The 14,109-nt window shown below is 67.0% G+C and carries 10 protein-coding genes; 1 reads left to right on the top strand and 9 read right to left on the bottom strand.

Translation table 11 applies throughout. The features are described 5' to 3' along the window. Positions 1–59 precede the first annotated feature (59 nt). The 8 genes from QW845_RS32180 to QW845_RS32145 all read right to left on the bottom strand — a co-directional run bounded on the left by QW845_RS32180 (position 60) and on the right by QW845_RS32145 (position 12,114). Positions 60–1,199 carry an ABC transporter substrate-binding protein gene (locus tag QW845_RS32180; protein WP_315805535.1) on the bottom strand — a complete coding sequence of 380 codons (1,140 nt, stop codon included), beginning with the start codon at positions 1,197–1,199 and terminating at the stop codon, positions 60–62. Positions 1,200–1,278: 79 nt separating this feature from the next. Further along, positions 1,279–2,160 (bottom strand): shikimate dehydrogenase, encoded by an 882-nt coding sequence (locus QW845_RS32175; protein WP_315805534.1) that lies wholly within the window; start codon positions 2,158–2,160, stop codon positions 1,279–1,281. Positions 2,161–2,281: 121 nt separating this feature from the next. Then, the gene (locus QW845_RS32170) at positions 2,282–3,223 is read right to left on the bottom strand and encodes a LysR family transcriptional regulator (RefSeq protein WP_315805533.1); all 942 of its coding nucleotides are present in this window, start codon (positions 3,221–3,223) and stop codon (positions 2,282–2,284) included. 31 nt (positions 3,224–3,254) lie between these two features. Next, positions 3,255–7,028, bottom strand: coding sequence for an AsmA-like C-terminal region-containing protein (locus tag QW845_RS32165; RefSeq protein WP_315805532.1), 3,774 nt, complete (start codon positions 7,026–7,028; stop codon positions 3,255–3,257). A gap of 169 nt (positions 7,029–7,197) precedes the next feature. Beyond that, the gene (locus tag QW845_RS32160; RefSeq protein ID WP_315805531.1) at positions 7,198–8,430 is read right to left on the bottom strand and encodes a cytochrome P450; all 1,233 of its coding nucleotides are present in this window, start codon (positions 8,428–8,430) and stop codon (positions 7,198–7,200) included. A gap of 70 nt (positions 8,431–8,500) precedes the next feature. Further along, entirely contained in the window at positions 8,501–9,802 is a 1,302-nt protein-coding gene (locus QW845_RS32155; protein ID WP_315805530.1) for an MFS transporter, read from the bottom strand. A gap of 850 nt (positions 9,803–10,652) precedes the next feature. Beyond that, positions 10,653–11,465: a class III extradiol ring-cleavage dioxygenase gene (locus tag QW845_RS32150; RefSeq protein ID WP_315805529.1), complete on the bottom strand. Its 813-nt coding sequence runs from the start codon at positions 11,463–11,465 to the stop codon at positions 10,653–10,655. 214 nt (positions 11,466–11,679) lie between these two features. Beyond that, positions 11,680–12,114: a DoxX family protein gene (locus QW845_RS32145; RefSeq protein WP_315805528.1), complete on the bottom strand. Its 435-nt coding sequence runs from the start codon at positions 12,112–12,114 to the stop codon at positions 11,680–11,682. A gap of 102 nt (positions 12,115–12,216) precedes the next feature. Here QW845_RS32145 and QW845_RS32140 point away from each other — a divergent pair, with 102 nt between their 5' ends. Next, positions 12,217–13,134 carry a LysR family transcriptional regulator gene (locus QW845_RS32140; protein ID WP_315805527.1) on the top strand — a complete coding sequence of 306 codons (918 nt, stop codon included), beginning with the start codon at positions 12,217–12,219 and terminating at the stop codon, positions 13,132–13,134. A gap of 54 nt (positions 13,135–13,188) precedes the next feature. Here the strand turns inward: QW845_RS32140 and QW845_RS32135 are convergent. Next, positions 13,189–14,109 (bottom strand): TCP-1/cpn60 chaperonin family protein (locus tag QW845_RS32135; protein WP_315805526.1); only part of this gene is annotated, 921 nt, incomplete at its 5' end.

Below are 14,109 nucleotides of genomic sequence, written 5' to 3'. Positions count from 1 at the left end.
CCTTGGGTGACGGCGGCGCCGGACATCACCACACCGGCGCCGCCGATCGACCGTTGTCCTCAGTTGAGCTTCGGCAACACCTGCTTCACGACCTGCTTGCCTTCCACGACCTCGACCAGGAAGCCCTGGCGATCGATGTCGCCGTTCTGGTCGAAGGTCACATCCATCAGGATGTTCGGTTCGGCCGAGGTCTTGATCGTCAGGCCGTGCAGCGTGTCGGCGAACGCCTTGGAGTCGACCTTGCCCATCTTCTCGGTCGTGGCCTTGACCATGTAGATCGCGAGATAGCCCTTGATGCCGTTGTGATCGGGCACGTAGTTGTACTTCTTCACGAAGCGATCGCGGAACGCCTTGATGGCCTCGATCGGTGCGTCGGTGGTGAGACCGACGTGGCCGCGAGCGCCGTTGGCGGCATCGCCGGCGAGCTCGATCACCTTCTGGCCGACCAGCGTGGTCTCGCCGATCAGCGGCACAGTCACACCCTGGCGCTTGATCTCCTTCAGGATGCGCGCGCTCTCTTCCTCGTTGACGTAGATGAAGACGGCGTCCGGCGCCGCCGCCTTGATCTTGCTGACGTCGGCCGCGAAGTCCGCCTGGCCGGCTTCGGTCGACAGATCGGCCGCGACCTTGATGCCGAGACGGTTGAATTCCTTGGTGATGACGTCGCGGCCGCCGCGGCCGAAATCATTGTTGACCCAGACCACCGCGACCGACTTCGCCTTCAGCTCGTCGTTGATGTACTTGGCGACCTTCGGCATCGAGGACTGCTGGCCGAACGACGTGCGGAAGAGGAACTTGTTGCCGGCCTGCGTGAGCTCGGCCGCTTCGCCGCCCATGATCTGGGTGATGCCGGCCTCGGCCGCCAGCGGCGCCGTCACCTTCACCGAGCCGGAATAGCCCGGCCCGAGCAGCACGTAGGGCTCGCCATCGAGCGCCTTCTGCACCTGCGCACGCGCAACGCCGGGGTTCGACTGCGAGTCGGCGTGGCTCACCTCGATCTTGCGACCGAGGATGCCGCCCTTGGCGTTGATTTCCTCGACGGCGAGGTCGATGCCGTTCTTCCAGTTGTTGCCGACGGTCGCGCCGCCGCCGGAGAGCTCGGCGACATCGGCGATCTTGATGGGGGCGCCGGATTGCGCGTAGGCGGCACCGGACAGCAGCGTGGCTGAGCACAGGCCAGCCAGGATGATCGATCTCACGTTGTTTCCTCCTCTGACTTAAACGCTTGTTTGCGTTTCTTGCTTGAACGACTTGTTCCGGCGCGTATTGACCGTCGGCTCAGGCGGCGTCAACCGCCGGATATCTCTCCGCCATGTGGTTGTCGAACGCAGCCCCCATCGCCTCGGTCGAGGGCGCCAGGCCGGTGAACAACTCGAAGGCGTCCGCAGCCTGGTAGATCGCGAGCTCGCGGCCGAGCAGGACCCGGGCTCCCCTGGCTTTGGCGGCTTTCAGCAGCGGCGTCCAGAGCGGCGAATAGACCGCGTCGGCGACCCAGAGGTCGGCGCGCAACAAATGATCAGGCACCGGCGTACCGCGGTTCGGCAACATCCCGATCGGCGTGCCGTTGACGACGCCAACTGCGCCGTGCAGTGCCGCTTCGACGCTGTCCGCGACCGTTACCGTGTTGCCAGCCGGCAGCAGGCTCGCCAGCTTCTCGGCGCGCGTGCGCTCAGTGTCGTAGATGCGCAGGCCGGCGACTCCGAGGTTTGCAAGTGCGAAGGCGATCGCCTTGCCAACCCCGCCGGCCCCGACCAACGCGACGACGCCGCGATCGGTCTGGCTGATGAGTGGCGCGACGGCTCGCTCGAACCCGGTGGTGTCGGTGTTGTGGCCGATCAGCCGGCCGTCGCGAACGACGACGGTATTCACCGCGCCCATCGCCGCCGCCCTCGGCGCGAGCTCGTCGAGCAGCTCGACCACGGCTTCCTTGTAAGGATAGGTCACGTTGACCCCGGCAAAGCCGAGCCGGCGCACGCCTTCCAGCAGCGCGGACAGACCGGCCCGGTCGGCGCCGGCGACCTCGATGAGCTGGTAGTGGCAGCGCACGCCGAGCACCGCGGCCGCATGCTCGTGCATGGCAGGAGAGGCCGAATGCGCGATCGGCGCACCGATCAAGCCGGTCAGGAATTTGCGGGCTTTGAGCGCGGAAAAATCGGGCACGTTGGTTCAGTCTCTGCTGCCGCTCACGCGATCGCCGCACGAGCGATGAATGGCGTCGCGGACGATAGCGCGTCTGCCAGCTAACACAATTACCCAAATATCCGCTGAACCTAACATCATGTTATTTTTTGACGAGCGCCGCCTTGCCCGGCTTCGCGACCTGACGCCGGCCCGGCTCCAGCGCGCGCATCTCGGCGCGCAGGCAGTCGATGAAGTGCTCCGCATAGAGCGACAGCGGCGTGCCGCGCTTGACGGCGATGTAGGTGTCGAACCGCGTCGGCTCGGCGATCTTCAGCAGCTCGATGCCGGGATAGCCGCCATGTGCCACGGTGAACTGATCGATGACGGCGATGCCGAGCCCGGCCTTCACGAGCGCGCAGACAGTGGTGCCGAAGCGCGCCTTGATCGAGATGTTGTAGCTCAGTTTGTTGCGCGCGAAGATCTCGGCCATGATCCGGCCGTAGGGGTCATTGGGATCGATGCCGATCAACGGATAGCGGGTCATCTCCGCGGCGGAGACCTGCTTGCGGCCGGCTAGCTCGTGGCCTGGCGGGACGATGCAGAACAGTTCGCCTGAGGCGAGAGGAAGGAATTCGAGCCCGGAATGATCGAGGCGATAGCTCATCGCCACGCACTCGCCCTTGCCCAGCATCAGATAGTCGATCGCCTCCTCGATCTTGAGGATGTTGATGTCGATGCCCAAATCAGGATAGCGGCGGCGGACGCGCTCGATCGCGCGCGGCACCATCACCTGGGAGATGCTGGGCACCGAGCCGACGCGCAGTTCCGACAGCGCGCCGCGGCCGATGTTGGAGATGATGTAGCTGAGATCGTCGACCTTCTCGTAGACGCTGTTGATCTGCTCGAAGATGTTCTGCGCCTCGGGCGTCGGAAAGTAGCGGCCGTTCTGGCGCTGGAAGAAGCGGATGCCGAGCGAGCGCTCGGTGTATTTCACCAGACGGCTGACACCCGGCGCCGACACCTTCAGCAGGCGCGCGGCGCCGTTGATGGTGCCCGTCACCATGACCGCGCGAATGACCTCGACCTGTCGCAAGGTCATCATCGGCGCGGTCCCCGCACGCCTTCGGCCGGAATCACGGACTGCCCGGCGGCGTCAGCACGACCGGCGGACGCGGCACCGGCCGTGGGCGCGGCGGCAGCGCACCGGGCGCGGGCTTGATCTCGACCGGCGGCGGCAAGGGCGCGACCTGCGGCTGGCTCGATGCCATCGGTGCCGCCGGCTGGGGCGCTGGGGCGGGAGCAGAGAGCGGCGGGGTCAGCGGCGGCACGACGGCGCGCGGACCACCCGGCTTGGCGCGCGGCTCGCGCCGCGGATCACGACCGGGCAGCGGCACGTCGGCCGCGCTCGGTGCCGCCGGGCCAGCCTCGGGTGCACCGGGCAGCGACGCCGTCGACGACGGATAGGCCGGCGGCACCTCGCCGCGCGCGATCGCATCCAGCCGCCGCGTCTCACGATCGATGGCACGCACCGCCAGCCACGACGACAGCGAGGTGACGTCGACCGCGCGCGTCAGCGCCTCGGACGTCCCGACCACGAACAACTGGATCTCCGGACGGCTGTTGGCATTGCCGACCGTGTTGGCGCTCAGGCTGGCGCGAATGTCGGCATTGTCCGCCGGAATGTCGAAGCCGCCGGACACGATGACGCGGGCGCCTTGCGCGTCGAGCGTGGTGGCGCCGACCCGCAGCCGGCCGTCGCGGATGATGAAGGGGATCTGAGCAGACGCGACCGGCAACGTCCCCGACGTCAGCACCGGCTCGATCACCTGCCGCAACTTGCCGTCGTCGCTCACCTGGCCGGCGTCGGCCGCGCGCAACGCCGCATCGAACGCCCGCGGGTCGAGATTGGGGAGCGCCGCATTGTCGAGCGTCACCGTGCCATTGCCCGAGAGCGCATTGACCAGTGCCTGCACGCTGCGTCCTTCGGCGGCGAGCGTCATCTGGGCCGAGACCTTGCCGGCCGGCATCTTCAGGCTGTGATAGCGCAGCGCGTTGCCGTCGATGCCGGCGAGCTCGACGCGGCCGTTCAGGACGAGACCATTCGCGTTGGAGCGCGCATCGATGGTCGCGGCGACGTCGCCGCCGCCGAGCTTGCCCTTGAGGTTCTCGATGGTCAGCGACTGGCCGTCGCTCTTGATGGCGCCGCCCAGCGGATGCAGATCAATGCCATTCAGAATGGCGCCGCTGAGGGCCTGGAACGAGACACGCCCGCGCCACCCCTTCAAGAGACCTGCGCCGAGAGGCTCGGCGGGCTCACGCCCGGCCGCTCCGATCAGCACCGATACCACTTGCGGCACGTCGAGCGCATCCAGCCCGAGCTCGCCCTCGATCTGCTTGTCGTCGTCGAGCACCAGCGCGAGCCGGCCGCGCAGCCGCGATCCACCCACCGTGCTGTCGATGTCGTCGAGCGTCAGGCGATTGTTGGAAAGACCGAGACGGCTGAACAGGCGGACGTTCTGCGCGCCCGGATCCTGCGGCTTCAATCCAAACAAGGGCGACAGGTTGGCGCTGCGCAGGCGCAGATTGACGTTGGCCTTTGCGGTGTCGCCCCAGGGATCGACAGTGCCTTGCGCATCGCCATCGAGACCGGCGCCGGAGAGCTTGGCATTCACCCGCAGCGGCGCCCGCCAGCCGCCGGTCACGCTGGCATCGAACTGGGCCGGACCTGTGCCCGCCGCCGCCACGCGATCGAGCCCGAGCAGCGCCAGCACGGCGCTGCCCTGCTCCGACGACACCCGGCTCTCGATTCCAAGCTCCGTTCGATCGATCGCATCGACCTCGAAGCTGCGCAGCGCCGCGGCCGAGGGTTTGGCCGTCAGCGTCGCCGAGCCCTTCAATTGTGGCGCGTCGAGATCGAGCACCGCCTTGGCCTGGCTCCGATCGGCGTTGGCTGGGTCCTTGGCGAGATCGAGCGTGAGCTTCAGCCGGGCGGCGCCGGGCGGCATACTGAGCGCATCGAAGCGGGCGGCGATCTGCGGCGCGAGCGGCTGCACCAGCGCCGTGATCTCCTTGAGCGAGCCGGCCATCGAGGTCACCACCAGCCGTCCGGTTGCGTCGGCGCGATCGAACCGGCCGGAGCCCTCGCTCGTCACGCCGCTGCTCTGGCCGAACTTGATCTGGTCGATGGCGATGGTCTTGGGATCATAGGAAAAGCGCGCGGTGAGCGGACGCAGCTCCTGGCCGCTGAGCTTGGCGCGGGCGACGTCGAGCGCCACGCTGGCCTCCGCCGGCCACTCGCCGGTGACGCCGATCAGCGAGCGGGTCACGGCCATCGCGGCGTCGAGATCGAGCCGATCGCCCTTCAGCACCGCCTCGAAACGCGAGCCCGGCCCCGCTGGCCGGTTGACGAGAGCGACGCGTCCGTCGACGGAGCCGCCGTCGATATCGGCCTTGAGGCTGTCGATCGCGACCCGCTCCGGCGCCACGTTGAGGTCGCCGCGCAGCCGCAGCGGGCGCTGGGTGCGATAGCTGCCGTCGCTGCGGCCCTGCAGCCAGGCCACCAGCGTGTCGGGCTCCGACGATTCGAGATCGAGCGCGCCGGTGAAGCCCGATGTCACCGAGGTCGAGATGCCGATGGTCCGGAACGTCAGCCGCGTCGAGCCGGGCGCGCGCAGGTCGACCTTCTCGAGACTCCATGCCGAAGGTTCGTTGTGCAGGTCGGCGGTGAAGTTCTGTACCGGACGGCCGGAGAGCATGATCTGCTCGGTCGCGAACTGCACGTTGGCCGGCATCGGCAAGGTCGGCAGTTGTGCAATCCAGTTGCGCAGCGCCGGCAGCACCAGCGCGGGCGCGATCGCCCGCCGGTCCTTGATGTCGTCCCCGCCGGCCAGGAGCTTGTCGGCATCGAGCTGGCGTGCGGACAGTGAGGCTTTCAGCACGGGGGCGGCGCCGAAACGGATGTCGCCGCTGCCCGCGAATTTCAGCGAGCGATCCTCCTGGCCAAAGCTGACCTCGATCTGGTCGAGCTTGGCCGACGCCTGGTCGCCGACGACCTTGGTGGCGATGCGCCAAGGCGTCGCGCCAGCCTGGCTCAGCGGACGGGCCTTGGCCTGTTGGGCCTGCTTCGCCGGTGGCTCCTTCGCTGACTGGGCGGGCTTGTCGTTGTCGGCGCCCTGCTCCTTCGGGGGCGACGACAGGGTCAGCGCGCCCTCGAACTTCGGCGAGCGGTTGGGAAAGCTGATGAGGCCTTCGATGTCGGCCATCACGGGACGCTCGCCCGGGTCGATGTTGAGGTGGACGCGCAGGCCGTTGGAGTCCTTGTCCTGGCTCGACGACACCCGGAACGGGTAGCGGCCGCCGCGGATCGACACCGCGCCGTCGCCGCGCAGCGAGCCGGCCAGCGAACGCACGTCGCCGGAGAAGACGATGTCTGTCAGCTCCAGCGTCGAGCGGCTGGCGGCGTCGTGCAGGGCGACTCGGCCGGTGAGGTTGAGCCGGTCGATCGCGAGCGCCGCCAGATTGAACCGGCCCGACGCGGCCGGCAGGTCGACCTGGCCCTTGGCATCCAGCCCGAGATCGGCCGCCATGCCGCCGATGGTGAGCTCGTTCGCCCGCCACTCGCCGCGCATCAGATCGCCGAGGCTGAGCTCGACGTCGAGCTTGTCGGCGCGCAGCTTGCCGAGATCGTTGGCGCCGCCGAAGGTGACCTGGCGCAGCCGCAAGGTCGGCGTCGGCAACAGCCGTGCGTCCAGCGCACCGGCGACCCGCACGGGCACGCCAACGATCTTGCCCGCCTCGGCCTCGAACTGCGGCCGGAACTGGTTCCAGTCGACGAAGTACGGGCCGATCAGCGCAGCAAGGAGCGCAAGGATGAAGGCAATCGCCAAGCCGAGCAGGGTCGTCTGCACGGGGTCTCCCTCAAAGGACAACGCTCCGGCGTCCCAACCTTAAAGCCAATACGGCCGCGGCCCACTGGCATCGATACCGGAGCGCTGCATCATATAGGATTAAGTATGGCGAAGTCACAGCGCTGTCGGTATTTCCGGGGGCGTTGCACAATTCCGTTAACGAAGATGGTTACCAGTGCGCCGGCAGCCGCTTCAGGCCGCGCAGCACGAAGGTCGGCCGCCATTCCGGGTTGTCGGGATCGTCCAGCTTCAACTCCGGCAGCCGGCGCAGCAGGGTTCCGATCGCGATCTCGGCCTCGATGCGGGCGAGCTGCGCCCCCAGGCAATGGTGGATGCCACCACCGAACGACAGCGGCTTCACGTTGGCCCTGGTGATGTCGAGCTGCTCCGGATGATCCGGATAGACCGCAGGATCGCGGTTGGCGGAGCCCAGCAGGCACAGCACGCTCTCGCCCGCGGGGATCCGGCGGCCGCCGAGATCCTCGATGTCCTCGAGCGCCACCCGTCCGGTGAGCTGCACCGAGGAATCGTAGCGCAGGAACTCCTCGATCGCGTTGGTGATCAGCTCCGGCCGCGCCTTCAACAGCGCCAGCTGGTCCGGATTGCGGTGCAGCGCCAGCAGGCCGTTGCCGATCAGGTTGACCGTGGTCTCGTGCCCGGCGCCGAACAGCAGGATGATGTTGGCGGTGAGCTCCTCATTGCTGAGCTTGGCGCCGTCCTCCTCGGCCTGCAGCAGCTGCGTCGTCAGGTCGTCGCCGGGATGTTTCCGGCGCAGCTCGAACAGGTGCTGGAAATACGCCTTCGATACCGCGTTGCCGGCATTGCCCTCGGCGATCTCGGCCTTCGACAGCGGCACCGGCTCGAGCAGCCGGCCGCCCTCGCGCGAACTCTTGTAGAACGCTTCGCGGTGCTCCTCGGGAATTCCGAGCATGTCGCAGATCACGGTGACCGGCAGCTTGAACGCGAAGTCCTCGATCAGGTCCATCCGGCCGCGCGGGATGATCTCGTCGAGCGTCGAATCGACGATCGCCTGGATCCGTGGCCGCATGTCCTCGACGCGGCGGGCCGTGAATGCCTTCACCACGAGGCCGCGCAAGCGCGTGTGATCCGGCGGATCCTGCTGCAGCATCCAATGGCTCATGCTGCGGAAGATCGGCTCGTTCATGATGTCAGGGCCGTAGCGCCGGATCGAACGCGCGACGAAGTCCTTGCCGAAGCGCTTGTCGCGCAGCACCAGGCTCGATTCCGCATGCCGGCTGGCGAGGAACGCCCCGAACGGCGTCACATGCATCGGGTCGTTGTCGCGCAGCTGCGCATAGAAGGGATAGGGATCGCGGATGAACTCCGGCGACAGCGGATTGAACAGCGGCGCGGCCTTGGCGGCCTGAACATGCTCGTTCATGGGGTCCCTCTCCCTGGATTGGCCGATTAGCTCACGCCCGCGCCGCGATGGCAACCGGCCAGTTCACAGATCATGCCGCAGCCCCCGCCGTCTTTAACCTGTGCAACTGGCCGGCAACGAGGCGGACCCGGCGCGGGGCCGCGATCCAGATCGCCGCCGCCGAGACGAAGGCGCCGAGGAAGGCTATCACGAAGCCCGGCGTATAACTCAGGGTGTAGTCATACAGCACGCCGGTCACCCACGGCCCTGCTGCGCCGCCGCATAGCCCGATCAGCATCAGCGTTCCGAAGATGCTGCCGAAATGCGCGCCCTGGAATATCTCCAGCGCGACCGCGCCCATCACCGAGGTCAGGCCGTAGCCGAGCGCGCCCTGCGTCGCCACCATGATGTAGATCAGCATGAGCGACGGCGCGGCCTTGAGCGCGATCAGCGCGGCGAAGCAGATCGCGAAGCCGAGACAGCCCAATCCCCACACCGCCTCGCGCCCCAGGCGGTCCGACAGATGGCCGAGCGCGATCTGGCCCGGGATCCCGAGCAGGCTGACCGCGCCGAGCGCCCACACCGCGACGCTCGAGCTGAAACCGATCTCGAGCAGGTATTTCGTCTGGTGCACCTGCACCGCGTACCAGACGTAGAGGCCGAAGAAATAGCCGAGCGCGAGCCACCAGAACCGGCCCGTTCGCAGCGCGCGCGAGAGCGTCCAATCGATGCCGGCCCAGGCGGCGTCGACCACGTTGGAGACCGGCTTGGCGGCGCTGGCGAGCGGCGCGACATCGCCGTCCGGACAAAGCCCGATCTCCTCCGGCTTCTTGCGCAGCAGGAGATTGATCGGCGCCAGCACGACCAGCACGACGATGCCCATCGCGGTGCAGGCGGTGCGCCAGTTGGTCTGCGCGATCATGTGCTGCACCCACGGGAGCAGCGTCATCGAACCGATGCCGACGCCGGCGAAGGCGATGCCGATCGCCAGGCCGCGCCGGCGGATGAACCAGTTCGGCAGGAACAAGGATTGGCCGGAATAGCCGAGGCAGACGCTGCCGGCGCCGACCATCACCCCAATGGTGATGTAGAGATGCCAGGGCTGCGAGGTCAGTGGCGCCAGCAGCAGACCGCCGGCCATCAGGGCAACGCCGAGTTCCATCACCGCGCGCGGCCCGGTGCGATCCATCAGCCGTCCGATCAGCGGACTGACGATGCCCGAGGCAACGAAGCCGAACGAGAACGCGCCGGCGGTGACACCCCGGTCCCAGCCGAATTCGGCGAGAACAGGCGGATAGAACAGCGAGAACGCGGTGCGCGCATTGACCCCGACGGCCATCGTGACGAAGGTCACGGCGACGATGACCCAGCCATAGTAGAACGGCAGGCGCATTGTTGTGTTTCACTCCCTGGTGCATCCTTCGCCATTTGCGTGCGAACGGGTCAAGGATTTTCTACGCGGGTGACGGCGGTGTCAGCTACCTGCGAGGTCATGTGTGCGGTGCACTGTTCCTCTGCCCCCCGCTGTCGTCCCGGCCTAGTGCGCAATTGCGCACGCGGCGCCGGGACCCATACCGCGCGATCTCACGAGGGACATGGCTGACAGTTGCGCGTCTCATTCCCGCCGGTGGTTATGGGTCCCGGCTCAAGGCCGGGACGACACCGCGTATGTGGCGAGCTTCGCCGGATCATGGCTGCACGTCCCCGCAGCGCGATCTGCGCCCGAGCTTTGCTTGCTCACTCACCCTCCTCGAATAGAAGGGCGCAGGGAAGGCCGGGCGCCGGCCGCGCCCGTGGCCCGCCTGCTCAAAAAATGCAGGCGGCAGGTACCACAGGTTCAGCCGAGATCGCCCGGCCCTCCCTGCGCGATGGTCTTCACGCTTATATGCAGGCTTCCTGGCGCTCGGCTTGTTGGCCGCCATGCGCGACAACGCGTTTCACGCGTTGCGCGGTGATACCAGCGTCGAGGTATCAGAACCCTGCAACTTCACGTCCGCCAGAGCATCGTTCGTCCGCACATCCAGGACATGCTGCCAAGGACATGCTGCGAGCTCTCGCGGCCACCGCTCCCCGCCTCGCGTGTCGTGACGATCGCGCGCAACGCCCCTTCAGAGTGAGGCGGGATGCGCGAGAGGATCGCGGTGATTTGCCCGACGACACAAGCGAAATCACCTGCGACAAAGTAACCCGTCGGGCAAATTGGCCCGACGGGCAGATGCAGATCGAACTAACAAGTCAGCGGCTCAGGCCGCGGCCTTGACCTCGTCGGCGCCATGGAACGCATACACGTCCATGCGCAGCACGCCGTAATTGGCGCTGTTGTGCAGCCGTTCGACGCGGGCGCCCTCTCCCGCGGCGCCGAGTGCAGCGAACAGCGGCAGGAAGTGCTCGTCGGTCGGATGATTGTCGCGCGCATGCGGGGCGAGACGGCGGTAGTCGACGAGGTCGTCGACGCGGCCTTCGATCGCGGCCTTGTGCACCCAGTCGGCGAAGTCGACCACCCAGGACGGCGCGGGATCGTCGATGTCGAGCCGGCGCTTGCGAAATTCGCCGAGATTGTGGGTGAAGCTGCCGCTGCCGATGATCAGCACGCCCTCATCGCGCAGTGGGGCCAGCGCGCGGCCGAGTGCGAGATGATGTGCCGGCCCGCGCTCGGTCTGGATCGAGAGCTGCAGCACCGGAATGTCGGCCTGCGGGTACATCAGGAGCAGCGGCACCCAGGCGCCGTGATCGAGCCCGCGCTCGCGGTCGATGCCGACCGGCAGCCCGGCCGCCTGCAACCGCGCCGCGACGGCCTGCGCGAGATCGGGCGCTCCCGGCGCGGGATAGCGCAACTGATAGAGCTCACGGGGAAAGCCGTAGAAATCGTAGATCGTCTCGTTGGTGGCGACCGCATTGACGGCGGGGATGTCGGTCTCCCAATGCGCCGAGATCACCAAAATCGCCTTCGGCCGCGGCAGGCTGCCGCCGAGGCCGACGAGGAAGTCACGGGCCGCCGAGTCCGTGAGCGGCAGCATCGGCGAGCCATGCGACAGGAAGATGCTGGGCAGGGTCATGTCATCTCTCCTCGGGCTGCTGACACGTCGTCAAGATAGCGCGCCAAAACCACAGCTGTCGTCCCCGCGAACGCAGGAACCCATACCGCGTGATCGAGGTTTGAGGCAGGCTGAGTATCGACCGTCGTGCTCAGACCAGTTCCGCCTGTGGTTATGGATCCCCGCGTTCGCGGGGATGACAGCGAAGGTGTGGCGACAGTCGCCGAATCCAACGTCAATGCGCGCTGCGCAACTGACCGCCGGCGAGGCTGCTGCGCAGGCCGCCCAGCGCGTAGGCGCCGTCGCCGAGCAGGGCCTGGATCACCAGGGTCACGGCCCAGAACGCCGGATACTCCCAGCCGCCCTTCGGATTGTTGAAGAAGAACCCGGCGGAGCCATGCACGGTGAAGATGGCGCCGAGCAGGATCGGCACGGCGGCGAGCGCCACCCAGCGGGTGTAGATGCCGAGGATCAGCGCGATGCCGGCCAGGATCTCGGCCGTGATCACCAGATAGGCCAGCTCGGGCGGCAGGCCGATGCTGCCGAAGAACTTGGCAGTGCCGGCCGGGGTGAACACGAACAGCTTGAGGCTGGCATGGGCCAGAAACAGCCCGCCCAGGGTGAGGCGGAGCAGGAGCGCGGCATAGGGCGCGGTACGGGAATCGATCATCGGAACCTCCGGTGGGGATCCCCAGCATATGGATCATTTCCCGAAAGACGATAATCCGATAGAATGGAAAATCAGTTCACACCCAAAGAGTGAGATGATCCAGTGTTGGACCGGCTGACCGGACTGGAGGTGCTCTCGAAGGTGGCCGGTTCCGGAAGCCTGTCGGGCGCGGCCCGCCTGCTCGGCATGTCGCCGACCATGGTGACAAAGCACCTCGCGGCGCTGGAGACGCGGCTCGGCACCAAGCTGTTTCACCGCACCACGCGCCGGCTGACCATCACCGAGGCCGGACGCCGCTATCTCGACCTTGCCGAGCGCGTGCTCGGCGACTTCGAGGCGGCCGAAAGCGCGATCGCGGCCGACCGCGTCGAGCCGCGCGGGCTGTTGCGGCTCAATGTCCCGCTCGCCTTCGGCACGCGCCAGATCGCGCCGCTGCTCGCCAGCTTCGCCGCGCTCTATCCCGGCGTCAGCGTCGAGCTTGGGCTCAATGACCGGCTGGTCGACCTGATCGAGGAAGGCTGGGATCTCGCGATCCGGATCGGCACGCTCAAGGACTCCAGTCTGGTGGCGCGGCGGCTGGCGCCGTGCCGGATGATGGTCTGCGCCGCGCCGTCCTATCTCGCCGCGCATGGGACACCGCGCACCACGGCCGATCTCGGCAGCCATAACTGCCTCGGCTACACGCTGGCGGCGGCCGGCCCGTCGCGCTGGCGCATGGGTGGCAAGGCCGCGGTCGATGTCACCGTGAGCGGCAATCTGCGCGCCAACAATGGCGATGCGCTGCTCGCGGCAGCGCTCGCCGGGCAAGGCGTGATCTACCAGCCAACCTTCATCGTCGGCGACGAGATCCGCGCGGGACGGCTGGTGCCGCTGACGCTCGAGGTGCCGCCATCGGACCTGCTGGCGGTGCATGCCGTCTACCTGCCGGATCGCACGCCCTCGGCCAAGGTGCGCGCCTTCATCGACCACCTCGCGGCGGCCTTCGCGCCGGAGCCGCCCTGGGATCGCGATCTTGCGTAAGCGGCGTCAGTTCTTCGTGACGTCGTCGCGAACGAACTGAGTTTCGGGCGAGCCTCAGAAATCCATTCCGCTCATCCTGCCGCCGGACGGCGTGGCCGGAGCCGCCGCCTGCTCTCTGGGGAGTTCGGCGACCATCGCCTCGGTCGTAATCAGCAGGCCCGCAACGGAGGCAGCGTTCTGCAGGGCGGTCCGCACGACCTTGGTCGGATCGATGATTCCCTTGCTGATCATGTTCCCGTAGTCGTCGGACTGTGCGTCATACCCGTAAGCATATTGATCCCGCTCCAACAATCTGCCGACGATGACGGAGCCGTCGGCTCCGGCATTTGCCGCAATCTGGCGCACCGGTGCTTCCAACGCCTTCATGACGATACCAAAGCCATGCATGATGTCCGGATTTTGCCGAGCAGATTGCCAGCCCGCTCCCCGCGTCCGCGAATGACGGCGAGCGGATTCGCGCCTTTCTCTGAGGTTGAGAATCATTTCTGTCAGATAGTCGATCAATTCGGCTTCGAGCGAATCGGGAAGCTGCAAACGATGGACACGCTGAAAGAAGAAATCCGGATAGACGAACGGACTGTCGGAATTCAGCAGCTTCTCGATGGATGCGAAGATCTCGTTCAAGAGCCTGTTGTTCAACAAGGACTGCTTACGAAGCAAGCGTCCCAGATCGTGCGTGTCAGACATCGCGAGGTCGGAAATGCTGTCCGGCTCGCTCTTGCTCCTGAACACCCGGCTCAGGGCCTGCCTGGCGCGCAACAGCGCAATGCCGCCGCCCGGCAGGATGCCTTCCTCGACGGCCGCACGCGTCGCATGCATCGCGTCATCCACGCGATCCTTGCGCTCCTTGACCTCGACCTCGGTCGCGCCGCCGACGCGGATCACCGCGACGCCGCCCGCGAGCTTGGCCAGACGCTCCTGCAGCTTCTCACGGTCGTAGTCCGAGGTGGTCTCCTCGATCTGCGCCTTGATCTG

The organism is Bradyrhizobium sp. SZCCHNS3002, assembly GCF_032377435.1.
Taxonomy (GTDB): domain Bacteria; phylum Pseudomonadota; class Alphaproteobacteria; order Rhizobiales; family Xanthobacteraceae; genus Bradyrhizobium.
The sequence above is the reverse complement of the archived record's forward strand: the minus strand, read 5'-3'. Positions and strand labels throughout refer to the sequence as shown.